Annotated in this window: 19 protein-coding genes; 13 read left to right on the top strand and 6 right to left on the bottom strand. The window is 73.1% G+C overall.

Annotated elements, in window-relative coordinates:
• The coding region (locus tag TR50_RS47805; protein ID WP_169790433.1) for a BTAD domain-containing putative transcriptional regulator at positions 1-3,059 on the top strand (3,059 nt) is incomplete at its 5' end.
• On the opposite strand, the gene TR50_RS17900 is transcribed toward TR50_RS47805, so the two are convergent.
• Positions 3,047-3,277, bottom strand: coding sequence for a hypothetical protein (locus TR50_RS17900; RefSeq protein ID WP_042422021.1), 231 nt, complete (start codon positions 3,275-3,277; stop codon positions 3,047-3,049). The genes TR50_RS47805 and TR50_RS17900 overlap by 13 nt on opposite strands.
• A gap of 124 nt (positions 3,278-3,401) precedes the next feature.
• Between TR50_RS17900 and TR50_RS46750 the strand changes: the two genes are divergently transcribed.
• The 5 genes from TR50_RS46750 (at position 3,402) to dacB (ending at position 9,377) form a co-directional block, all read left to right on the top strand.
• A complete protein-coding gene (locus TR50_RS46750) occupies positions 3,402-3,551 on the top strand; it encodes a tryptorubin family RiPP precursor (RefSeq protein ID WP_160311127.1) in 150 nt (49 codons plus the stop codon).
• 127 nt (positions 3,552-3,678) lie between these two features.
• Entirely contained in the window at positions 3,679-4,737 is a 1,059-nt protein-coding gene (locus tag TR50_RS17905) for a cytochrome P450 (protein ID WP_042422022.1), read from the top strand.
• Between the two features lie 118 nt (positions 4,738-4,855).
• Complete coding sequence (locus TR50_RS17910; protein WP_042422025.1) at positions 4,856-6,379, top strand: dihydrolipoyl dehydrogenase family protein; 1,524 nt, start codon at positions 4,856-4,858, stop codon at positions 6,377-6,379.
• A 456-nt stretch (positions 6,380-6,835) separates the two neighbouring features.
• Complete coding sequence (locus TR50_RS17915; RefSeq protein WP_042422027.1) at positions 6,836-7,873, top strand: NAD(P)H-dependent flavin oxidoreductase; 1,038 nt, start codon at positions 6,836-6,838, stop codon at positions 7,871-7,873.
• A gap of 229 nt (positions 7,874-8,102) precedes the next feature.
• Positions 8,103-9,377: a D-alanyl-D-alanine carboxypeptidase/D-alanyl-D-alanine endopeptidase gene (dacB, locus tag TR50_RS17920; protein WP_042422030.1), complete on the top strand. Its 1,275-nt coding sequence runs from the start codon at positions 8,103-8,105 to the stop codon at positions 9,375-9,377.
• An 85-nt stretch (positions 9,378-9,462) separates the two neighbouring features.
• Here the strand turns inward: dacB and TR50_RS43595 are convergent, their stop codons facing one another.
• Positions 9,463-11,649 carry a beta-sandwich domain-containing protein gene (locus TR50_RS43595; protein WP_063775095.1) on the bottom strand — a complete coding sequence of 729 codons (2,187 nt, stop codon included), beginning with the start codon at positions 11,647-11,649 and terminating at the stop codon, positions 9,463-9,465.
• Between the two features lie 463 nt (positions 11,650-12,112).
• Here TR50_RS43595 and TR50_RS17930 point away from each other — a divergent pair, with 463 nt between their 5' ends.
• From TR50_RS17930 to TR50_RS17950, 5 genes are all read left to right on the top strand, one after another.
• A complete protein-coding gene (locus tag TR50_RS17930) occupies positions 12,113-13,252 on the top strand; it encodes an ROK family protein (RefSeq protein ID WP_042422031.1) in 1,140 nt (379 codons plus the stop codon).
• Between the two features lie 176 nt (positions 13,253-13,428).
• Positions 13,429-14,688 carry an ABC transporter substrate-binding protein gene (locus TR50_RS17935; protein ID WP_042422035.1) on the top strand — a complete coding sequence of 420 codons (1,260 nt, stop codon included), beginning with the start codon at positions 13,429-13,431 and terminating at the stop codon, positions 14,686-14,688.
• A gap of 2 nt (positions 14,689-14,690) precedes the next feature.
• Positions 14,691-15,701, top strand: coding sequence for a carbohydrate ABC transporter permease (locus tag TR50_RS17940; protein ID WP_084700499.1), 1,011 nt, complete (start codon positions 14,691-14,693; stop codon positions 15,699-15,701).
• Positions 15,694-16,506, top strand: coding sequence for a carbohydrate ABC transporter permease (locus TR50_RS17945; protein WP_042422036.1), 813 nt, complete (start codon positions 15,694-15,696; stop codon positions 16,504-16,506). The genes TR50_RS17940 and TR50_RS17945 overlap by 8 nt, the downstream gene beginning before the upstream one ends.
• 46 nt (positions 16,507-16,552) lie before the next feature.
• Positions 16,553-17,734 carry a Gfo/Idh/MocA family protein gene (locus tag TR50_RS17950; RefSeq protein ID WP_042422123.1) on the top strand — a complete coding sequence of 394 codons (1,182 nt, stop codon included), beginning with the start codon at positions 16,553-16,555 and terminating at the stop codon, positions 17,732-17,734.
• A gap of 31 nt (positions 17,735-17,765) precedes the next feature.
• On the opposite strand, the gene TR50_RS17955 is transcribed toward TR50_RS17950, so the two are convergent.
• Positions 17,766-18,089: a hypothetical protein gene (locus TR50_RS17955; protein ID WP_042422038.1), complete on the bottom strand. Its 324-nt coding sequence runs from the start codon at positions 18,087-18,089 to the stop codon at positions 17,766-17,768.
• Positions 18,090-18,474: 385 nt separating this feature from the next.
• Between TR50_RS17955 and TR50_RS17960 the strand changes: the two genes are divergently transcribed.
• Together TR50_RS17960 and TR50_RS17965 are read left to right on the top strand one after the other, a co-directional pair.
• Positions 18,475-19,275 (top strand): PIG-L deacetylase family protein, encoded by an 801-nt coding sequence (locus TR50_RS17960; protein ID WP_042422040.1) that lies wholly within the window; start codon positions 18,475-18,477, stop codon positions 19,273-19,275.
• 234 nt (positions 19,276-19,509) lie between these two features.
• Positions 19,510-20,097 carry a class I SAM-dependent methyltransferase gene (locus TR50_RS17965; protein ID WP_201776839.1) on the top strand — a complete coding sequence of 196 codons (588 nt, stop codon included), beginning with the start codon at positions 19,510-19,512 and terminating at the stop codon, positions 20,095-20,097.
• Positions 20,098-20,110: 13 nt separating this feature from the next.
• Here the strand turns inward: TR50_RS17965 and soxR are convergent, their stop codons facing one another.
• The 3 genes from soxR to TR50_RS17980 form a co-directional block, all read right to left on the bottom strand.
• On the bottom strand, positions 20,111-20,584 hold the full coding sequence (soxR, locus tag TR50_RS17970) for a redox-sensitive transcriptional activator SoxR (RefSeq protein WP_042422044.1): 474 nt from the start codon (positions 20,582-20,584) through the stop codon (positions 20,111-20,113).
• Positions 20,585-20,780: 196 nt separating this feature from the next.
• Complete coding sequence (locus TR50_RS17975; RefSeq protein WP_042422046.1) at positions 20,781-21,659, bottom strand: LLM class flavin-dependent oxidoreductase; 879 nt, start codon at positions 21,657-21,659, stop codon at positions 20,781-20,783.
• A gap of 156 nt (positions 21,660-21,815) precedes the next feature.
• Positions 21,816-22,112 (bottom strand): hypothetical protein, encoded by a 297-nt coding sequence (locus TR50_RS17980; RefSeq protein WP_042422048.1) that lies wholly within the window; start codon positions 22,110-22,112, stop codon positions 21,816-21,818.
• Positions 22,113-22,311 lie beyond the last annotated feature (199 nt).

The raw sequence follows: 22,311 nt of genomic DNA on the forward strand, positions 1-22,311 counted from the left end.
TGTTGCAGCAGGCACTGGACCTGTGGCGGGGCGAGCCCCTCGCCGCTGTGCCGGGGCCGTTCGCCGAGCGGCACCGGCAGCGCTTCGTCGAGCTGCGGCTCAGCCTCCTCGAACGGCGGATCGGGCTCGACGTCCGACTCGGCCGCCCGGACCGGTGCATCCCCGAGCTGCGCTCGCTGACCGCCGAGCACCCGCTGCGCGAAAGCCTCTACGGCCTGCTGATGCGCGCGTTCGCGGGGGCCGGGCGACGCGCCGACGCGCTCGACGTCTACCGCACGGCCCGACGCCGGCTGATCGACGAACTCGGCGTGGAGCCGGGCGCGGAACTGGCGGCCGTGCACGCCGCCGTGCTCGCGGGAGAGCCCGCGGACCCGGTCCGCATCTCGTCAGCCGAGCGGGAGACGCGCCCTGGTCGCGGTCGGGCGGGCGAGAGCGGCCACGCGGGTGCGGGTGCGGGTGCGGGTGCGAGGGGCGGCTCGGGCCCGGACGCCGGGAGCGCCTCCGGTCGCGCCTCAGGCCTCAGCGCCGGAGGCGGCGTCGACGGTCGGTCCGGCGCGGACATCGGCGCCGCCGCAGGTGCGGGGGCCGGTGCCGCAGACGGCGCCGGCGCGGGAGCCGCGCGCGGGGTCGGCCGGCGCCCGGAGGCGGGCGTCGAGCACGGACACTCCGGCGGTCCCTTTGAGCACCGTGCTTCCGGCCGCGGCCGCGTCGGCCACCACGAGGCAGGCGCAGATGCCAGCAGTGGTGGCGGTGGTGGTGGCGCCGGTGGCGGTGGCCGTGCCGAGTCAGACACCGGGCGCGGTACGGTCGGGCGCGGTGGCGGTGACAGCACCGCCGAGGCGGTCCTGCCGGAACCACCCGCGGAGCCGAGGCCGGTCTACGTGCCGGCCCAACTGCCGCCCCGCGAGCCTGACTTCGTGGGACGCGAGGAACTCGTCACGCGGCTGCGCAGGGCGCTCGCGCAGCCGCCGCACGCCACGCCCGCCGTGCTCGCGCTCGCCGGGATGGGCGGCGTCGGCAAGACGGCCCTCGCCCTCCACGTGGCCCACCGGGCCCGGCCCGCCTTCCCCGGCGGCCAGTTGTACGCCGACCTGCGCGGCGACACCGCCACGCCCGGCGAGCCCGAGGGCGTGCTCGCAGAGCTCCTCGGCGCGCTGGGCGTCCCGCCCGACCGGCTGCCCGAGGGGACGGCGGCCAGGTCCGCGCTGTTCCGCTCGGTCGCGGACGGGCGGCGGCTGCTGATCGTCCTCGACAACGCCGCCGACGCCGAGCAGGTCCGCCCGCTGCTGCCGGGCACCGACAGCTGCGCCACCCTGGTCACCAGCCGCAAGCGCCTGGTCGGACTGCCCGCGACGCTCCAGCTCGACCTGGCCGTCTTCGCGCCGCGCGAGGCCCGGCAACTGCTCGCCGTCGTGGTCGGCGCGGAGCGTGTCGCGGCGGAGGCGGACGCGGCCGAGGAACTGCTGCACGCCACCGGAGGGCTGCCGCTCGCCGTGCGCATCGTCGCGGCGCGTCTGGCCGCCCGGCCCGGCTGGACCCTGCGGGCGATGAGTGACCGGCTCGCCGACGAGCGCCGCCGCATCGACGAACTGCGGATCGGCGAACTGGCCGTGGCGGCGGCCTTCGAGCTCGGCTACCGGCAGCTCGGCGACGACCAGGCCGAGGTCTTCCGGCTCCTCGGCGCCGTCGACGCGACCGAGCTCGGGCTGCGTTCGGCGGCGGCTCTGCTGGGCCGGGAGCAGGCCGAGGCCGAGCGGCTGCTGGAGTCGCTCGTCGACGTCGCCCTGCTGGAGTCGCCCGCCGACGGCCGCTACCGCCACCACGACCTGCTGCGTGACTTCGCCCGCCACGTCTCCGCCCGCACCGCGCCGGGCGAGGAGGCCGCGGCGCGCGGCCGGCTGCTGGACTTCCTGCTCGCGGCGGCCTGCGCGGCGTTCGAGCGCGCCGTTCCGGGCGATCCGATCCGCGGCGTCCTCGACAGCGCCCCCGGACCCGGACCCGGATCCGACCTCGGCCCCGCACCGACACCGGGCGGAGAACGCGCTTCCGGTTCCGCGCTCGCTCCTGGCACTGAGCTCGTGCAGCCGCAGCCGCAGCCGCAGCCGCACTCGCCGTGGCCGGGTCCCCGGGAGCAGGCACGCCCCGCCTTCGCCGACCGGGACGAGGCGCGGGAGTGGGCCGTGGCCGAGGCGCCGGGCGCGGTGGAACTGGCGGCCAGGATCGCCCAGGAGGCCGTCGGCGAGGGCGTCGCGGCGCAGGCCCACCGGGCGATGCTGCCGAAGGCGGTGAACCTCCTCGTCGCGCTCTCCCCGTTCGGGCAGGGCGCGTCCCGGGCCAGGCTGGCCCGCACCCTGGAGGCGACGGCGCGGGCGGGGGCGGCCATGCGGGACCCGCGCAGCGAAGGGCGGTCGTGCTTCCTGGCCGGCAACATCGCGCTCGGCGCGGGCCGCTACGAGCTCGCGGAGGAGCGGACGCGGCGGGCGGTGGAGCTGTGCTGGGCCGCCGACGACCCGGCGATCCTGCGCCAGGCCCTGAACGACCTCGGCGTCATCGCGCACGCCACCGGCCGGTACGCCGAGGCCGTCGAGCGGTTCACCGAGGCGGTGGCGCTCGCGCGGATCCTCGGGCACCGCAGCGGCGAGACCGCGTCCGCCCTCAACGCGGCGGCGGCACAGATCCGCATCGGGCAGTCCGAGGCCGTCATGACGCGGTGTCAGGAGCTGCTGGGTCGGCTCCGACAGGACGGGGACCGGCTGGGCGGCGCGCACACCCTGTTCGTCCTCGGCCTGGCTCTGCAGGCCGAGGGACGCGCCCTCGACGCGGCCGAACGCTTCGAGACGGCCGCGGCGGAGTGGACCGACCTCGGCGCTCCCGGCCGCGCCGCGCACGCGCGTCTGCAACTCGCGCGGGCGCTGGTCGAGGCCGGAGCCCCGGACCGGGCCGCGGACCAGGCCGAGGCGGCGCTGGCGGAGTTCGAGCGGCTCGGCAGCACCGCCGAGCAGCAGCGGGCCCGGTCGCTGCTGGACCACGTGCGCGGGCCGGTGGTTCAGGAGAGCTGACAGTCCGGGTTCCCGGTCGTGACGATGCTGTTCCAGTCCGTCAGGCCGGAGCACGAGGCGGGTGCCGCCGCCAGGATCCGCACTGCGCCGGCGTGCGCCTCCAGCGCGCCCGCTCCGGTGCCGAAGCCACCGAGAGCGCCGACAGCGCCGGGGACGGCGAGCAGCAGGATCGCGCACGCGCCGAGGCGCGCGTGAAAGGTCGTGGGAAGGCGGGCCATCGGTTGCTCCTTCGGAACGTCCGTGCAACAAGCGAGACCGGAGCCTACGGGGGCCGTGTCTACGTCCGATATACGCGCAGCTGCGGGTCGCGGCCCGGCCGTTGACGCACCCGTAGACCTCCCGTTGACCCCGACCGGCCAGGGTGGTGGTCGTTCCCGCGAGACCCGCGACGGAGCGAGGGGAGGTGAAGTGATGAAGCTGCTGTTCGCCGTGCGCAACACCGTCTGCGCCAACAAGAGCCTGAAGGCCGCCGCCTGGTACTTCTGGTACTGATCCGGCCTCCCCGTCACCGCCTTTGCGCGGGGCGGGCGCCAACGGATCGGGCCCGCCCCCGGAGAGCCCACCGGCTGCCGGGCGCGGGCCCGTCCCCACTTCTCGGCGAGACCCCCGGAGAACCCTCATGCCCCGCTCCGCCACCGCCAGCGCCGCCCCGGCGCGGACCACCGTGCTCGCCCCCCGGCTCGAGGCACTGCTCCGCGACCACCTGGGCCAGGACCTGTTCCGGCTGGAACCCGACACCATCGGGATCGCCGGAGCCGAACTCACCGACCGCCTGCTCGGGCTGCGCCGTGCCACCGAGACCGAGCGGCCCACCTTCAAGCCCCTGCACGGGCGTTCCATCTCCCGCAGCGAGGCGTCCTCGGTCATGCAGACCATCGGGCGCGACGTGCGCAACGCGCTGGCCGAGCCGCTGCCGGCGGACGTGGACCTGTCCGGCCCCTGGCCGTTGACGGGGCATCAACTGCTGCGTGATCTGGTGCTCGCCGGGGACCCGTTCCGGCTGCGCCTGCTGATGAGCCGCAACCTGGAGCTGACCCCCAAGCTGACCTGGACGGTCATCGCCGCCGGCGCCGCGCTGCCGCGCCGCCGAGGCAGGTCCGTCACCGGCGTCGCCGGGCTGTGGGAGCGGGCGGAGAGCTACGACGAGCGCCGCTACGCCATGGGCATGTACCGGCGGGCGGCGGCGCCCGTCTGCTTCACCGTCTCCACGCTGGTCGCGAACGCCCTGTGGCTCGGCGCGCCGTTCGACGAGGGCGTGCCGAGCCGGAACATCCTCCACGAGGCCATGCGCCTGCTGCCGCCCTCGTGGAACATCCTGCGCCACCGCTGCGCCGAGTACCCGGAGTTGGACCCCCGCATCGGCCGGGAGGACGACGTCCTGCTGCTCCCGTTGCTGTCGCACCGCGACCCGTCCCTGTGGGAGGACCCGGACGCGTTCCGCCCCGAGCGCTGGGACGCGTTGGACCCCGACCAGACCCCCGGCTACCTGCCCTTCGGCCACTCCTCGGAGCGCTGCTGGGGCCGGCACATGGTCATGCCGCTCGCCGAGCTGCTGCTGGACCGCCTTCGCGACGGCGGCTGGGAGGTGGATCCGGAGCAGCGCCGGGCCAAGGTGCCGCTGCTCGGTCTTCTCGGCGTCGAGGAGGTCCGGGTGAGGCGGGCGCGGCGTGCCCTCTGACCGTGGACCGGGGTGATGACGCAAGTGTGACGTCCGCACGGATGGACGTGCCGCAGGCCAACGGCTCCTCCAGAATGGCAGGGCGGACCGAAGGCGCACGAAGAGGCAGGAGTGGCTCATGGCAGCGGCAGTCGACCCCGAGCGGTCGGAGTGGGACGTCATCGTGCTCGGAGGTGCGGCGGCCGGTGAGAACGCCGCGCAGTACGCGGCCCAGTTCTCCGGCCTCGACGCGGTCCTGGTGGAGGCGGAACTGGTGGGCGGCGAGTGCTCCTACTGGGCGTGCATGCCCAGCAAGGGCCTGCTGCGACCGGTCGAGGTACTGAACACCGCCCGGCATCTGCCCGGCGTGGCCTCGCTCGTGGGCCGCAGCGGGATCGACGTCGAGGCGGTGTTGGCGCGCCGCGACGCCGTCGTCAACAACCTCTCCGACGACAGCCAGGTGAAGTGGGCGATCGACACCGGGATCGACGTGGTGCGCGGCTACGGTCGGCTCACCGGTGAGCGGACCGTGGCGGTGACGAAGCCGGACGGCTCGGTGCGGACGATCGCCGCGCGTCACGCGGTGGTGATCGACACCGGGTCGAAGGCGTCCGTCCCGGACATCCCCGGCCTGCGGGCCGCCCGTCCGTGGATCTCCCGCGACGTCACGCACCTGCGCGAAGTCCCGCAGCGCGTCGCCGTGTTGGGTGGCGGCGTGGTGGCCTGCGAGGCGGCCACCTGGTTGCGCGGGCTCGGCGTGGAGGAGTTGACGCTCGTTCACCGCGGCGACGCGCTGCTGGCGAAGCAGGAGCCGTTCGCCGGAGAACTGGTCGCCGCGGAGCTGGCGAAGAGCGGGGTGAGCCTGCTGCTGGGCCGCAGCGTCGTCGCCGTGCGCCGGGACAAGGTGGCCGAGACCGGCGTCGGCCTCCCGCACGGCGGTCCGGCGACGCTGACGCTGGACGACGGGACGGAACTGACGGTGGACGAGATCGTGGTGGCGCTGGGCCGTGTGCCGGCCTCCGACGACATCGGTCTCCCCTCGGTCGGCCTGCCGGACGGCGGCTACCTGGACGTCGACGACCAGCAGACGGTCAAGGGCGTTCCGGGTCACTGGCTGTATGCGATCGGCGACGTCTGCGGCCGCGCGCTGCTCACGCACATGGGCAAGTACCAGGCCAGGATCGCCGGCGAGGTCATCGCCTCCCGCGCGAACGGCGGCGGCCCGAACGGCGGCGGCGCGCCCGGGGGCTTCGCCGCCGAGCTCAGCACGGCGGAGGGCCACCGGGCCGTGCCGCAGGTGACGTTCACCGACCCGGAGGTCGCCTCCGTCGGCCTGACCGAGCGGGCGGCCCGCGAGGCCGGGATCGACGTCGAGACGGTCGAGTACGACATGGCCGCGCTCGCCGGCACCTCCCTGCTGCGCGAGGAGTACACCGGCCGGGCGAAGCTGGTGATCGACCGCGCCACGGACGCCCTGGCCGGCGCGACCTTCGTCGGCAGCGGCGTCGCCGACCTGCTGCACTCGGCGACCGTCGCCATGGTCGGCCGGGTCCCGGTCACCGCCCTGTGGCACGCCGTCCCCAGCTACCCGACCCCGTCCGAGATCTGGCTCCGCCTCCTCGAAACCCTCAACCGCCAACGCCGCCGGGGCCCTGACGCCTGACCGGCCCCCGGGGGCGCGGCCGAAGGCCACGTCGGCATCCGCCGCGCGCACGGTTCCGTCGCACGGCCCCGGGGTCGGTGGGGTCGGCCACGGCGAGTGGAGGGCGGGGGACCCAGCGTGGGGGCTCCGGCCGGCAGCCTGGCGGGTGGCTTCGGGAGAGGACCCGGCCGGCCGTGCCGACGCGGCAGTGAGCCTCCGCGTCGGGTGCGTCATCCCCGTCCGCCAGCCCTCGGCCTTCGTCACCGGCTCCGGCTCGCCCGCGACGAGCCGACGAGCTGCTGGCCGGCTCGGACGCGCCTCCTGGCCGACGGTGGAGCTGATCCGCCCGGGCGGGGCCGACGCGGGGGCCGAGGCGGCCGACGGTCGTGGCGCGGACGGTCGGGCCGGGGCAGGATGGTGTTCACGCCTGGCCCGGCCGCGCCGCGCCCTGCCCCCGGTCGTCGAAGGAGATGCCGCATGACCTCGCCGCTGGACGCCCTGGGGCTCGAACTGCCGGTGCTGGCCGCGCCGATGGCGGGTGGGCCGACGACGGTCGCGCTGGTCGCCGCTGCGGCGCGGGCCGGGAGTCTCGGGTTCCTGGCCGGCGGTTACAAGCCCCCGTCCGCGCTCGCCGCGGAGATCGCGGGCGTGCGCGGCGAGGGACTGCCCTTCGGGGTCAACCTGTTCGCGCCGAACCCCGTCCCGGTCGACCGCGAGGCGTTCGCGCGCTACGCCCGCTCCCTGGCCGAGGACGCTCGCTCCGTCGGGCTCGATCCGGCGACGCTCGGGGAGACCCTCGTCGAGGACGACGACGACTGGTCCGCGAAGATCGCGCTGCTGCTGGCCGCGCCCGTCCCGGTCGTCAGCTTCACCTTCGGCCTGCCCGAGGCCCGCGTCGTCGCGGCGCTGCGCGACGCCGGGACCGTGGTGGTCCAGACGGTGACCTCGCCGGCCGAGGCGCGGGCCGCCGCCGAGGCCGGCGTGGACATGCTGGCCGTGCAGGCGTCGGCCGCGGGCGGGCACTCCGGGACACTGACCCCGCAGGTGCTCCCGGAGCCCGTCCCGCTCGTCGAACTGGTAGGCCGCGTGCGCGGCGCGGTGTCCCTGCCCGTGATCGCCGCGGGCGGCATCGCGACGCCGGACGCGGTGACCGGGGCGCTGGACGCCGGGGCGGTGGCCGTGGCCGTGGGCACCGTCCTGCTGCGGTCCGACGAGGCGGGCACGTCCGCGCCCCACCGTGCGGCCCTCGCCGATCCCGCGCGTCAGGAGACCGTCGTGACCAGGGCGTTCACCGGTCGGCCCGCGCGCGCCCTGCGTAACTCCTTCACCGACCGGCACACCGCGGGCGCTCCCGACGGCTACCCGGCCGTGCACCACCTGACGGGTCCACTGCGCCGTGCGGCGGTCGCCGCGGGCGACGGCGAGCGGATCAACCTCTGGGCCGGGACGGGGCACGCGCACGCGACGGACGAGCCCGCCGCACGCATCCTGACCCGACTCGCCCAGGGGCGCTGAGCTCCGCAGGGAGCGCATCATCACGATCTCGCAGCGAGGGGCGCACGGTTTCGGCCGGTGAGCGGGCAGAAGGACCATGTTTGCGGTAGATCGCCCGAGAGTGTCGAGCTACCGCCCCCGAACCGGCTCCTGGCACAATCGGGCGGTCTGTCAGAAGAGACAGCACAGCAGACACCAGCCGTCCATTGCCGACCGGTGCGCGGGGAACGCCGCCGGTCCTGGGGGAGACATGCCTCGGCTTCGCCGCACCCTTCGTCCTACCCTGCGCCGCGCGTGCATCGTCGCGCTCGTCGGCGTCTCCGCGCTGAGCCTCGGCGTCGGCACGGCCACGGCCGCCGGCGCCGCCACCGGCGCCACCGCGGGCGACCAGCGCATCGCCCAGGAACTCGGACTGCGCTTCAAGGCGCTGCCGAGTTCGCAGGCCTCCGGCGAGGTGCTGGACGCGGCCAGCGGCCGCGTCGTCTGGTCGTCGGGGGCCGGTGCGCAGTTGATGCCCGCGTCCACCACCAAGATCGCCACCGCCATCGCGGCGCTGACGGCGCTCGGCGCGGGCCACACCGAGCGCACCCGCGCCCTGCTCCAGGGCCACGCGCTCTACCTGGTCGGCGGCGCCGACCAGCACCTGACCGGCGACGACGTCAACGCCCTGGCCGACGCGACCGCCGTGGCGCTGAAGGCCCGCCACCTCGGCTCGGTGACGCTCTACGTCGACGACTCCCTCTTCCCGCACGCCCAGGCGACCTCCCCGGGCTGGCAGACCGGCTACATCCCCGGCGAGATCTCCTCGATCGGCGCGCTTCAGGTCTTCGGCCACGAGAACGTGGACAGCGGCCTGTACGCGGGCAACGTGTTCCGGGCCCGGCTGGGGACCCACGGCATCGGCGTGCAGACGACCACTCTGACGCGCGCCAAGGCGCCCGGCACGGCGGTCCAACTCGCTTCGCACACCTCGGAGTCGCTGGCTGCCGAGGTCGAGACGATGCTCAAGGACAGCGTCAACGACAACGCGGAGGGCTTCGCCCGCCTGACCGCGCTCGCCGTCGGCCAGCCGGCCGACTGGCAGGGCGCCACGCACGCCGTGCTCAGCGAGGTGTCCCGCTACCACGTGCCGCTCACCGGCGTGCACCTCTACGACGGCAGCGGGCTCTCCCGCGACGACCGGATGACGGCCCAGGCGCTGGCGTCGATGGCGGCGCTGACCATCGATCCGCGCTACCAGTCGGTGCTGCGCCCGGTCATGGTCGGCTTCCCGATCGCGGGCGTCGACGGCACGCTCGGCCCCGGCTGGGGCCGGTACACCACCGCCCCGACCGACTGCGCCAAGGGCAGGATCGACGCCAAGACGGGCACGCTGACGGGCGCGATCGCCCTGGCCGGCCTGACCGTCAACAAGACGGACGGCCGCTGGAAGGCGTTCGCCTTCCTGGAGCAGGGCGGCTTCAACACCACCTCGGCCCGCGACCTCATCGACCGGTGGGCGACCACGGTCGAGGGCTGCTGGTAGCGCGTTCGCGTCCGGGCGCTCGCCGGGAGCCGACGAAGCCGCCGTCCTGTCGTGACAGGGCGGCGGCTTCGTCGTCGGTGCGGGGTCAGGGCTGGACGGCCAGCGCGAACACGTGGATCGCGGGGGCGTTCGGCAGGGTGACGTAGCGGACGGTCTTGCCGGGCGTCAGCGGGACGGTGTTGGTGAACACCCCGTAGCTGATGCCGTAGTTGGCGGGCCCGGTGGGCGTGTCGCGGTGGTCGGTGGTGAACGCCGTCTTCGCGCCGTAGGCGTCGGTCGGGGCGCAGCACCAGTTGGGGAAGCCGAGCTGGCCGGTGCTGGTGGTGCCGTCGGTGTAGGTGACGGTGACCGTGCCGGAGACGAAGCCGGCCTCCGCGCCGAGGAAGCCGAGCGTGCTGCCCTGGCCGCTGAAGGCGATCTCCTGGCCGCCCGCGGCGACGTTGTCGGCGGTGCCGGGTGCGGCGGACGGCCAGGTGAAGCTGAGGCCGTTCGCGTTGATCGCGGCGCCGGGCGTGGCGCCGGCCTTGGCGAGCGCCTCGGTGGAGTAGCTGTCGCCGCCGCCGTCGAAGTTGCCCGGGGTGGTGTCGCTCTCAGAGGTCGCGCCGACGTTGTCGAAGGCGGAGGCCAGCGTCGGATAGGGGACGACCTGCACGATCGTCGCCTCACCGCGGACGGTGTCCACCCGGCCCGAGCCGACGGCCCGGTAGCTCGCGGTCGCCGTGATCGGCGTGACGGTCGTGCCCGGCGCGCCCTTGGGCCCGCTCACCTTCACCGTGGTGCTCGCCGACCCGCCGGGCGCGACGCGCGGCAGACGGACGGCGGACGGCGTCACGGTCCACCCGGCGGGAGCGCCGACGCGCAGCTGCGCGCCGGTCAGGGCGACCGCGCCGTGGTCCGCCAGCGTGATCCGGTACGTGCCCGGGTGCGCGGCGGTGCTGACGTCGTGCCAGCTGACGGTGGTGGCGGGCGCGAGACCGCGGGCCGCGCCGGTGTGCACGCGGTACAGGACGGTGGCGTGCGGCGGCACGTCGGCGGAGATCACCCCGGTGGTCTCGGTGACCTGCTTGCTCACCAGGTCCGTCAGGGAGTAGCCCGAGGCGGCGCGCAGACCGGCCTTGGCCGCGGTCGTGGTGATCGTCTGGGCGCTGTCGGAGGAGTTGAACAGCGCGACCGCCCGGTCGCCGTTCGCCAGCGGCTTGCTGAGCACGTCGTAGCCGGCCCCGTGCTGGACGATCCGGCCCTGGACGCCGAGGCGGTCCTGGTCGACGGCGATGACGTCCTTGTTGCCGAGGACCGCCAGCGCGGTGGGGGAGAGGTGGGTGAGGTCGGTGCTGGAGATCAGCGGGGCGGCCATGACGGACCACAGCGAGACCTGGCTCTGGATCTCGTCCCGGCTGAGGCCGGAGTCCCCGGCGAGCAGGAAGTCGGGGTCGTTCCACCGGCCGGGCTTCTGCAGGCCGGCGAGGCCGACGTTGTAGCTGTAGTTGTAGTCGATCGACGCCCACTTGTCGGGGCCGGTGTCCTGGCCGAGCGCGATGTCCGCGCCCTCCCGCCAGAGGTTGCCCAGCTGGGAGGACCAGCTGATGACGGAGTCCCAGTTCGACTCGCCCTGGAAGTAGGCGGGGGCCGAGATGGAGAAGACGATCTTCCGGTGGGTGTTCAGCAGGGCCTGGCTCATCGCGGTGTAGGTGTCGCGGTAGCTCTGCTCGTCGGTCTCGCCGGGCTTGGAGGGGACGTTGCAGCCGTCGAGCTTGACGTAGTCGACGCCCCAGGAGGCGAAGAGGTCCGCGTCCTGCTGCCAGTGGCCGAGCGAGCCGGGGTAGCCGCCGCAGGTGTCGGTCCCGGCGTCCTCGTAGATCCCGAACTTGAGCCCGAGCTTGTGCAGTTGCTGCCCGACGTAGGCCATGCCGTCGGGGAAGAGCTGCGGGTCGGCGACCAGGTCGCCGTTCGCGTCGCGCTGCTTGGCCATCCAGCAGTCGTCGATGGTGACGGTGTCGTAGCCCTTCTTCGCCAGCCCGGTGCTGACCAGCGCGTGGGCGTTGCCGAGGATGGTCTTCTCGTTGATGCCGCACTGGTAGTAGGACCAGTCGTTCCACCCCATGGGCGGGGTCGGCGCGAAGTTCGGATACTGCGTCACGCCGCCCGGGGAGCCTGGGGCTCCTGCGGCGAGCGCGGGCGGGGCGAGCAGCAGCCCGGTGGTGGCGGCGGCCAGAGTGGTGCAGCAGGCGACGGTGGCGCGCAGCCACCTGGGCAGGGGCGCGGGAGAATTCACGCTTCGACCTCACGGCATCTCGGGGTCAGGGCATGGTGGCTGACGTGTCCTCAGCAGCCGCACTCTTTCTACGGGACACTGCGCATTTCTGACAAGACCTGTGAATAATCAAGCAGGTCCGCGCACTGTGACTGCCAAGCCCTGCGCGACACCCGCCCCGACCTCAGCCCAGCAGTTGGTCCACCACGAGCAGCAGCGACGCGCCGGGCTCGGCGGAGTCGGGGGAGCCGGCCAGGCCGGACGGCCTGCGGCGTCGAAGGGCGGGCCGGCGCCGCGACGCCCAGCCGGATCAGGCAGGCCGCGCCGTCCACGGCGGTCAGCGCGATGTGAGCGTCGTCCAGGCGCGCCCGCTGCCGCTGTAGCCGGGGCCGGAGGCTGGTCCGTCCACGGCCGCGACCGCTTAGGATCATCATCCGGCTCCCGGTGAGGGAGCCGGGACCCGCAGACACACGCTGGAGGACCGGTGCCACGCGAGAGCGGTGACGCGAGCTTTCTGCGTCGGCTCAACCAGGTCGCGGTGCTGCGCGCCCTGCATGCGACCGAGAGCGCGACGCTCGCCGAGCTCGCCCGTGCGGCGCGGGTCTCCCGCGCCACCGCCGAAGCGATCATGGAGACGCTGATCCGCGAGGGCCAGGCCGAGGAGTTCGCGCCCAACGCCACCGAGGGGTTGCGCGGCCGCCCCGCCCGTCGCTTCGCGTTCCGCGGCGCGGTCGGTCACGTCGCCGGCGTGGGCATCGGCGCGGCGCGCCTGACCGTCATGGTCGCGGACCTGCGGGGGCGGATCGTCGCCCGGGAGCAGGTGAGCGTGCCGGCCGACCTCCCCTCGGCCGGTCGCCTGGACGCGATCGGCGGGCTCGTCGAGCAGGCCTGCGCGGGGGCCGGGATCGCCGCCTCGGCGCTGACCGTCGTCGGCGTCGGCACCACCGGCGTGATCGACGGGGAGGGACGGGTGGTCAAGAGCGTGGTGCTGTCGGACTGGACGGGCGTCCCGCTCCAGGCCGAGCTGGCCCGCAGGCTCACCGTGCCGGTCCTGGTCGAGAACGACATGCGGCTGGCCGTCCTCGCCGAGCACTGGCGCGGCGCCGCCCGCGGCCGCGCCGACGTGATGTACCTGCACACGGGCAGCCGGATCGGCCTCGGCCTGCTGCTCGGAGGCGTGCCCTACCGCGGTTCCCATGCCGCGGCGGGCGAGCTCGGCGGCCACCCGAACAGCAGGTGGCAGACCTTCCAGCACGTCATGGACTACGCGATGGCCGTCGACCCGGGGGAGCTGCGCGCGCCCTCCCAGGCGGCCCTGTTCGCGCTGGACCGGGCCCGCGAGGGGGACGCGGAGGCCGGGCGGGCCGTCGAGGCCTTCGCGCGCTCCCTGGCCGAGGCGCTGGTCACGCTGGTGACCCCGCTCGATCCCGAGCTGCTGGTCATCGGGGGCAGCCTGGCGCAGGCTGAGGAGCAGCTCACCGAGCCGATCCGCGCCTATCTGGCCGACGTCTGCCTGTACCCGCCGGAGGTCGTGGTCTCCGAGCTGGGCGCGGACGCGGTCTGCCTCGGCGCGGTGCGCCACGCGCTGAACGAGGCCGAGCGGCTGCTCTTCGCCTCGACCTGAGACTATTTTCGTCAACAAGTCTCATATCTACTGTGCAGTAGGACGCGGGAAGGTCTCGGGAGCGACTCTTTCACATCTCGGCTGCGCATCCTTGCTCAATTAACGCTAGTTCTCGACATAAATGCTCGGCTAAGGTCCCGACAACCCTCCACCCCCACCGATCGATGGGACCGTCGATGACCAGAAAGCTGTCGGCCCTGCTCTGCGCCGCCGCGCTCGTCGCCGCCGCCTCGGCCTGCTCGTCCTCCACCTCGGCCGCCGGAGGCGGCGACGCCACGGGACCGGTCACCCTGACCTACGGCATCTGGGACCCGAACCAGAAGCCCGCCATGCAGCAGATCGTGAACGCCTTCGAGAAGCTGCACCCGAACATCACGGTGAACATCGAGCTGACCCCCAACGCCGACTACTGGCAGAAGCTCCAGACCGAGGCCGCCTCCGGCACCGCCCCCGACGTCTTCTGGATGAGCACCACCCGCATCGGCCTCTACGCGGGCCAGGGCCAGCTGCTCCCGCTCTCCGGCCGCAGCGGCTTCGACAACAGCCCGTTCCCCGCGTCGCTCAACAGCATCTACACCGTGGACGGCAAGCAGTACGGGATGCCGAAGGACTACGACACCATCGGCCTCTGGTACAACAAGAAGCTCTTCGACGCCGCCGGGGTGAAGTACCCCACCGCCTCGTGGACCTGGCAGGACGTCATCGACGCCTCCAAGAAGCTGACCGACCCGGCCAAGGGCACCTGGGGCATCGCCTCCCCGGACTGGACCCAGGAGAACCTCTACAACGACATCTACCAGGCAGGCGGCTGGGTCGTCTCACCCGACAAGAAGTCCTCCGGCTTCACCGACGCCAAGACCCTCGCCGGGATGCAGTACGCGCTCGACTTCATCACGAAGTACCACACCTCGCCGACCGCGCAGCAGATGACGGACACCGACCCGTCGCAGCTCTTCGCCTCCGGCAAGGTCGCCATGTTCACCGACGGCGACTGGGACGCGCTCACCTACAAGAACGCCCCCGGCCTCTCCGCCGACGTCGCCCCGCTGCCCGCCGGGCCGCAGGGCAAGGCCACCGTCATCAACGGCCTGGCCAACGTCATCTACGCCCGCACCCCGCACGCCGCCGCGGCCTGGGAGTTCGTCCAGTTCCTCGGCGGGCGGCAGGCCAACGAGCTCCAGGCGGCCAGCGGCGCGGTCATCCCGGCCTACCACGGGCTCAGCGACGCCTGGGTCAAGGCGATGCCGCAGTTCCACCTGCAGACCTTCGTCGACCAGCTCGACCACGCCGTGCCCTACCCCGTCTCGGCGAACACCGGCCCCTGGGCCACCGCCGACCAGACCATCCTGGACCAGATCTGGGCCGGGAAGCTGAGCCTGAGCGCGGGCGCCCAGCAGCTGAAGTCCACCACGGACGCCGACCTGGCGAAGGGGTGAGCATGCCCGCCACCGAACCCGCCGTCGCAGGCGGCTCCCCGCCCCCGGCGTCCCCGACCTCCGCCGCCGCGCCCGCGGCGGCGGGGGCCCGCGCGGCCGGGCGCCCGGGTCTCGCCCGCCGGGTCGTCGCACGCCACGGGCACCCGCGCGAGTGGGTCTGGGGCTACCTGATGGTCGCCCCGCTGGCCCTCGGGCTCGCCGGCTTCTACCTGTGGCCCATCGTCCAGTCCGTCTACTACAGCTTCACCTCCTGGGGCGCCTTCGGCGGCCAGCAGTGGGCCGGACTCGCCAACTACCGCGCCTTCCTCAGCGATCCCCAGCTGCCCAAGGCGGCGTGGAACACCGTCCTGTACTCGCTGCTGCTGCTCGCCTCGATCCCGGTGTCCATCGTCTTCGCGGCCCTGCTCAACCAGGTGCGCGGCCGCTCCGTCGGCCTGTACCGGACGCTGTACTTCATCCCCGTCGTCAGCATGCCGGCCGCGGTGGCGATGGTCTGGCGCTGGCTCTACAACGGCGACTACGGCCTGATCAACTACCTGCTGTCGCTGATCGGGATCCACGGCCCGCACTGGGTCTCGGACGGACGCTTCGCGGTCTACGCGATGGCGCTCGTCGGCATCTGGGCGGTCATCGGCTACAACATGATCATCTTTGCGGCCGGCCTCAAGGGCATCCCGCGCCACTACTACGAGGCCGCCGAACTCGACGGCGCGGGCCGTGTCCGGCAGTTCTTCTCCATCACGCTCCCGCTGCTCAGTCCGAGCATCTTCTTCGTCTCGGTGATCACGGTCATCAGCGGCCTGCAGATGTTCGACTACGTGCTGCTGATGCTCGGCCGGTCCAATCCGGCGCTCGCCGACAGCAAGACCATCGCCTACCTCTTCTACGAGTACGTCTTCCTCGACAACGAGCAGGGCATGGGCTGCGCCATCGCCGTCGTGCTGACCGTGGTGCTGCTCCTGCTGACGGCCGTTCAGTTCCGGCTCCAGAAGCGGTGGGTGCACTATGCGTAGTCAACGCCTGTGGCCGGTCCACGTGGTGCTCGCGATCGGCGCGGCCGCGATGATCGCCCCGTTCCTGTGGCAGCTGCTCACCTCGCTGCAGACACTCGGCGAGGCGACCCACGTCCCGCCCACCTTCCTGCCAGGCTGGCGCTGGTCCAACTACGGGGAGGTGTTCACGAGCATGCCGTTCCTGCGGCAGTTCCTGAACACCGTCGTGATCACCGTGGTCCGCGTCGCCGCCCAGCTGCTGTTCTGCTCCATGGCCGGGTACGCCTTCGCGCGGCTGCGCTTCCCGGGCCGCAACGTGCTCTTCCTGGTCCTGCTCTCGGTGCTGATGGTGCCCAGCCAGGTCTACCTGCTGCCGCAGTACCAGATCCTGATGCACCTCGGCCTGCTGAACACCCTCACCGGCATCGTGCTGCCGGGACTGTTCAGCGCCTTCGGCACCTTCATGCTGCGGCAGTTCTTCCTCTCCCTCCCGGTGGACGTCGAGGAGGCCGCCCGGCTCGACGGCGCGGGACCCCTGCGGATCTTCTGGTCCGTGATGCTGCCGCTCGCCAAGCCCGGTCTGATCTCCCTCGGCGTGCTGACCGTGCTGTGGTCCTGGAACGACCTGCTGTGGCCGCTGGTCGTCACCAGCGACGCCGGCCAGATGCCGCTCTCGGTCGGCCTCGCCACGCTCCAGGGCGAGCACGTCACCGACTACCCCGTGCTGATGGCCGGTTCGCTGCTGGCAAGCCTGCCGATGATCGCCATGTTCCTCGTCTCGCAGCGCCGGATCACCGAGGGCATCGCCTTCACCGGCTCCAAGTGATCCGCCGTCCTGGCCTGCGACCCCTTCTGAAAGGACATCAGTGACCGTGCAAGACGTGCGCCTCGGCGTCATCGGTCTCGGCCTGCGCCTGTCGCTCGCCCTCGCCGCCCACCGCCCCGGCAAGGGCAGCGTGGTGGCGGCCGTGTGCGACAACGATCCGGAGGCGCTGCGGCGCGGCCTCGACCGCCTCGACTGGCTGAAGCCCGAGGACGCGGTCGCCGACCACCGCCGGCTGCTCGACCGGGCCGACCTCGACGCCATCCTCGTGGTCACCCCCGACGACACGCACGAGGCCCTCGCCGTCGACTGCCTGCGCGCCGGCAAGGCCGTCTACCTCGAAAAGCCCATGCACATCACCGTCGACGGCTGCGACGCGATCCTGCGCGCCGCGTACCAGACCGGCACCCGGCTGTACGTGGGCCACAACATGCGGCACATGGGCGTGGTCCGCCGGATGCGCGAGATCATCGCGCGCGGCGACATCGGCGAGCCGAAGACCGTCTGGGTGCGCCACTTCGTCTCCTACGGCGGCGACTTCTACTTCAAGGACTGGCACGCCGAACGCAGCCGCACCACCGGCCTGCTGCTCCAGAAGGCCGCCCACGACCTCGACGTCATCCACTGGCTGGCCGGCGGATACACCGAACGCGTCAACGCCTTCGGCTCGTTGATGCTCCACGGCGACCTCCCGCGCCGCGCCCCGGGCACGCCGCGCCCGGAGAACTGGCTCAAGGAGTACGAGTGGCCGCCCACGGCCCGTACCGGCCTCAACCACCACATCGACGTCGAGGACGTCTCGGTGATGAACATGCAGCTGGACAACGGGGTCCTGGCCGCGTACCAGCAGTGCCACTTCAGTCCGGACTACTTCCGCAACTACACCGTCATCGGGACCGAGGGGCGGCTGGAGAACTTCGGCGACGAAGCCGGGGCCGAGGTCCGCGTCTGGAACACCGGCCCCTCCCGCTACCGCGCGGACGGCGACATCAGCTACCGCGTCCCGGACGTGGAGGGCACCCACGGGGGCAGCGACACGGCCATCCTCGCGGAGTTCGCCCGCTTCGTCCGCGAGGGCGGCCCGACGGACACCTCCCCGCTCGCCGCCCGGATGAGCGTCGCCGCCGGCTACATGGCCACGATGTCGCTGCGCGACGGCGGTCGCCCGTACGACATCCCGCCGCTGGAGCCGGAGTTGGCGGCGTACTTCGAGAACGCGCAACAGCGGTAGGGAAGGAGCGGAACGGGGTCGGGCCCGCCGATCAGGACGCGGCCGCGCCGGAGCCCGGGCCTTCCTGGTGGACGCCCTGCAGCCCGGACCAGCCGCCGTCCGGGGCCGCCGAGTTGTTGAACTCCCAGTCGGCGGGCCGGAGCGTGGCGGTCTTGAAGTAGCTCGGGCCGTTGACCTCGGGCGCGTACGCCCGGCCGTCGGACGGGTCGGCGACGCCGAGCTGCGGGGCGGCGTACGTGCGGCCGGGGTCGAGCGAGTCGGCCTGGGCGTGCACGGCGGGGCCGAGAAGTGCGGCTCCCGTGATCGCGGTGGCGGCAAGGAGCTTGACGGCTCCGCCGGCGAAGTCGCTGCGCATGGTGGATCTCCCCCCGTGGGCGGTCCGCCCGGTGGCGGACACGGCTGAGGTCGACGCAACCAGCGGAACCCGGCCGTCGGCACCACCGGTCGGCGGGAGCGGCACCCGCTGGGCGGGTGGGGCTCGGCGCTAGGGCCTGTCTTCAAACCCCCGCCGGGCCCGGCCCGCCTGCCACGACCTCCCCCAGCCTTCGGCCGGGGGAACCCCCCCATGCTGGGTTGTCGGCACGCCCAAGTACATCCAGTACGAGGGCGCCCCTCCGCCTTGCATCTGGCCGCGCCAGACGAGCCGGGCTGATCCGGCGCGAGTTTGAAGACAGGCCCTAGCATGGGCCGCCGGGAGCAGCCGAGGCGATCCGTGCCGAGGGCGGGAGAGGACCGGTTCCATGGAGAAGACGGAGCCCGTGCGGCGGCCGGAGCCGCGGCACGCCGTGCTGGCGGTGCACGCCCACCCCGACGACGAGTCGCTGTGGACCGGCGGCCTCCTCGCCCGCAGCGCGGACGCGGGACGTCCGACCGCCGTGGTCACCTGCACCGACGGGGAGCTCGCCGACGGCGGCTCCTTCGCCGCGCCCGGCGTCCGCACCAAGGAGTGGGGCGAGGCCCTGCGGGTCCTCGGCGTCACCTCCTCGGCGATGCTGCCCTACCGCGACTCCGGCCGCCACGGGCAAGGCGCGGGCTCCCTGTGCGCGGCCCCGTTCGACGTCGTCGTCGCCGACCTCGTCGAGCAGATCCGGGTGCTGCGCCCGACCGCCGTCGTGACCTACGACGCGGCGGGCGCTTCCGGCCACCTCGACCACATCCGCGTCCACCGGGCCACCCTCGCGGCGGTCGAGGCCGCGGCGGTCCCGTTCCTGCTGCCCTCCCACGGCCCGGCCTGGGCCGTCGAGTCGCTCTGGCTCGTCACCGCCCCGTCCTCGCTGGTCGGCCACGCCGCCGCGGTCGGCCTCCAGCCGGCGGACGTCCCCTCCACCCCGGACGACCGCATCACCGTCTCCCTGGACGTCCGACCCTGGCTGGCCACGAAGTGGGCGGCGCTCCGGTGCCACGCCTCGGAGTTCGAACGCGGCGCGAGCGTCTCCGCGTTCACCGACCCCACGCTGCGCGAACTCGGCCTCGGCACCGAGTCCTTCCTCCACCGCCCCGGCCCCGGCGCGCCCGCGGACGGCGGCGTGCCCGCGCTCTGAACCGGAGCGAGATCCGGGCGCTTGGCCTCGAACTCGAAGCGGATGTCGATGTCACCCGACGCCCCGGGACCCGGTGCGAGGCCGTGTGCAGGCCGAAAGCAGTTGGCGGGGCGGTCTGTTGTCTGCTCTGGTGCTGTCATGTCCCTCAGCCCTCGCTACGACGAGTTCGCCGACTGGTACGACGCCTACGTTCGGAGCGGAGTCGGTCGTCCGTTCGCCGAAGCAGCCGACCAGTTGATCGCTCGGGTGCTCGGCGTCGGGGCCGGGCGGACCTGCCTCGACCTGGGCTGTGGCGGGGGCGCCCATATCCCCGCCCTGACCGCCCTGGGATGGCGGGTCCTGGGGGTGGACATCTCTCCTCGCCAGGTCGAGATCGCCCGCCGTTCCGGGGCTGATGCCGTCGTGGCCGGCGCCGACGACCTGCCCTTCGACGACCAGTCGTTCGACGCGGTTGCGACGATCATGACCACCACCGACTTCGACGACCTGCCCGCCGTCTTCATGGAGGCCTACCGTGTTCTGCGCCCAGGCGGGCGTCTGGCCGTCGTCGGGGCCCATCCCTGCTTCGGAGGGGTCTACGTCGAACGTGACGGGGCGGGCGCCTGCACGGTCCATCCGGGCTATCGGCTCCATGAGCGAGTGGAACAACACCCGCTGCTCGGCGACGGCATCCGATCCCGGGTCGGCGTGGTCAACGTGCCGCTGCCCGTGTTGCTCAACTCCGTTCTTGATGCCGGATTCAGACTGCTTGAGACGGCCGAGGACAACGGTCGGCAGCCCGTTCCGGACCTCCTGGGCATCGCGGCCTGCCGACCGCGGTAGATCCTCGTGTCGGTCAGGCCCGGGCCGGGGGCTCGGGAGGGGTGTCGCCGAGGAGCCAGCGGGCGCCCGGGCCGTGGGCGGCGGCCGTGTCGTCCGGGTTGTAGAGGGCGCAGGTCTTGAGGGACAGGCAGCCGCAGCCCACACAGCCGCCCAGCTTGCGGCGCAGGAGCTGGAGTTCGGCGATCTGGGCGTCGATGCGCCGCTGCCAGGCGCGCGCGACCGGAGCCCACTGGGCGGCGGTCGGAGCGCGGTCGTCGGGCAGGCGCGCGAGCGCCTGCCCGGCCTCGTCCAAGGAGAGCCCGACGCGCTGCGCGGCGCGGACGAAGGCGAGACGCCGGAGCATCGCCCGGTGGTAGCGGCGCTGGCCTCCCGCCGTGCGCTGCGAGGTGATCAGGCCGAGCTCCTCGTAGTAGCGCAGGGCGGAGGAGGCCAGCCCGCTGCGGGCGGCCAGCTCGCCGATCGTCAGCCGGTCCGCGGAGGGGGTCATGGGTCTCTCCCGAGATTCGCTGTCTACTTCAAGCGCGCTTGAAGTTCGTCAGTCTACCCCCGTGGCCGGGCCGCACCGTGTCCACGTCGGTCGACCGTCCGACCCGCGGGACGGGCGGAGGCGGTAGCAGGCCCACCCTCGTGGGCGGAGTCCACCTCGACTCCGCCCACGAGGGTGGGCAGGTGAAACCCGCATCTCAGGCGAGCCGCGGAAGGACCTCGGACGCGATCCACTCCATGGCCTTCTCCATGTCCTCGGCGGCCAGGGGGAGCCACAGCGTGCAGACGGAGAGCCCAGCCTCCCCGAGCTTCTCCAGGGCGTCAGCCACGGTCGCGGCGGTCGGTGACGCTCCGCCCAGGGGCCGTCCGGGAGCCTGGGCGACCGCGGCAAAGCCGGGTGGCGTGAGGAACGCGGCCGAAGCAAGCGTCAGGCGCTCGGCCTCCGCCGGGGTGGCGGCCAGATCGTGCAGGCGGCGTCGCACGTCGAGGACGTCTGCCGCGTCGACACCACTGCCGTACCAGCCGTCGCCGTATCGCAGTGCCCGGCGCAGGGCCGCCTCACTGCTCCCGCCGATCCACACCGGCGGCCCACCGGGGGTGAGCGGAGGCACCCCCAGGCGGGCGTCACGGAGGTGTGTGAACGGCCCGTCGTAGTCGGCGGGACGCGACGTCCACAGGGCTCGGGCGGCAGCGAGGTGGTCGTCGGTGCGGGCGCCCCGTTCCCGGGAGGGCACGCCGACGGCCTCGAACTCGTAAGGGTTCCACCCGGTGCCGACGCCCAGGATCATGCGTCCGCCCGACACGACGTCCAGAGTGGCCGCCTGATTGGCGAGCACCAACGCCGGATAGAACGGAGCGACGAGCACGGACGTCAGCAGCCGCAGGCGCTTCGTCGCGCCGGCGATCGCCGAGAGCAGGACGAGCGGGTCGGTGTCGAGCCCGAACCCGCTGTCCAGGAGGCGGTTGCCGACCGCTACGTGGTCGAAGCCGAGCTGCTCGGCGTGCGAGGCGGCGCGGAGCACGGCGGTCCCGTCCTCGATCGGCCAGCGTGGCTGGAGGGAGACGCCGATGCGCATCGGTGGCATAGCAGGGAGAGCCCTTTCAGTGACGGTCCGGTCCGTGTCAGGACAGGTACCCCCTCGCCCTGACCCCGTAATCAACTCCCTTGACGCGAGCCACCCCTGGCTTGCGCCAGTCCCGACAGTCCGCCAGTGGTCGGCAGTGGGTGGTCGTCAGGCGTTGCAGGTGACCTGCGCGCTGGACTGCCAGATGGTCGGGGTGATCCGGATGGCGATCGGAGCACGGGTCAGCGAGCACTGGGCGGTGGTGTAGCCCGCTGCCGTGGCCTGGGCGTAGGCGCTGTTGTAGGCGGCGGTGTTCGAGAGGTACGGGCTGTAGCTGAAAGCGTTGCCGACGAAGACCTTCTGGCCGGTGACGGCGGTCTGGGCGCTGGCCGGCAGTGCGCCGACGGTCAGCAGGAGGGCGCCGGCGGCAAGGGTGGTTCCGAGTGCGCGCTTGAGGACGGTCATGATGAGGCCCTTCCAGGGATGGTGGCTTGTCGTTCCGAGGAGCCTCGATCCCCGACTTCGAGGATCCGTGGAGCCTCGGTGCAGATCGGATTCTTGTCGTGGCGGTGAGGTGCGGACAAGGGCTCTCATCGTTTTCTGCGCGTTCTTCTCCCTCTGCGTAGGCAATATGACGTCGCGTCAGTTGCAGAAGACGCAGGGG

The sequence above is a fragment of the Streptacidiphilus anmyonensis genome (genome assembly GCF_000787855.1).
Classification (GTDB): domain Bacteria; phylum Actinomycetota; class Actinomycetes; order Streptomycetales; family Streptomycetaceae; genus Streptacidiphilus; species Streptacidiphilus anmyonensis.

Coding starts and splice junctions, on each gene's coding strand:
- TR50_RS17900 (WP_042422021.1), bottom strand. CDS start 3,277: ATGGCCCGCCTTCCCACGACCTTTCACGCGCGCCTCGGCGCGTGCGCG.
- TR50_RS17905 (WP_042422022.1), top strand. CDS start 3,679: ATGCCCCGCTCCGCCACCGCCAGCGCCGCCCCGGCGCGGACCACCGTG.
- TR50_RS17910 (WP_042422025.1), top strand. CDS start 4,856: ATGGCAGCGGCAGTCGACCCCGAGCGGTCGGAGTGGGACGTCATCGTG.
- TR50_RS17915 (WP_042422027.1), top strand. CDS start 6,836: ATGACCTCGCCGCTGGACGCCCTGGGGCTCGAACTGCCGGTGCTGGCC.
- dacB (WP_042422030.1), top strand. CDS start 8,103: ATGCCTCGGCTTCGCCGCACCCTTCGTCCTACCCTGCGCCGCGCGTGC.
- TR50_RS17935 (WP_042422035.1), top strand. CDS start 13,429: ATGACCAGAAAGCTGTCGGCCCTGCTCTGCGCCGCCGCGCTCGTCGCC.
- TR50_RS17940 (WP_084700499.1), top strand. CDS start 14,691: ATGCCCGCCACCGAACCCGCCGTCGCAGGCGGCTCCCCGCCCCCGGCG.
- TR50_RS17945 (WP_042422036.1), top strand. CDS start 15,694: ATGCGTAGTCAACGCCTGTGGCCGGTCCACGTGGTGCTCGCGATCGGC.
- TR50_RS17955 (WP_042422038.1), bottom strand. CDS start 18,089: ATGCGCAGCGACTTCGCCGGCGGAGCCGTCAAGCTCCTTGCCGCCACC.
- TR50_RS17960 (WP_042422040.1), top strand. CDS start 18,475: ATGGAGAAGACGGAGCCCGTGCGGCGGCCGGAGCCGCGGCACGCCGTG.
- soxR (WP_042422044.1), bottom strand. CDS start 20,584: ATGACCCCCTCCGCGGACCGGCTGACGATCGGCGAGCTGGCCGCCCGC.
- TR50_RS17975 (WP_042422046.1), bottom strand. CDS start 21,659: ATGCGCATCGGCGTCTCCCTCCAGCCACGCTGGCCGATCGAGGACGGG.
- TR50_RS17980 (WP_042422048.1), bottom strand. CDS start 22,112: ATGACCGTCCTCAAGCGCGCACTCGGAACCACCCTTGCCGCCGGCGCC.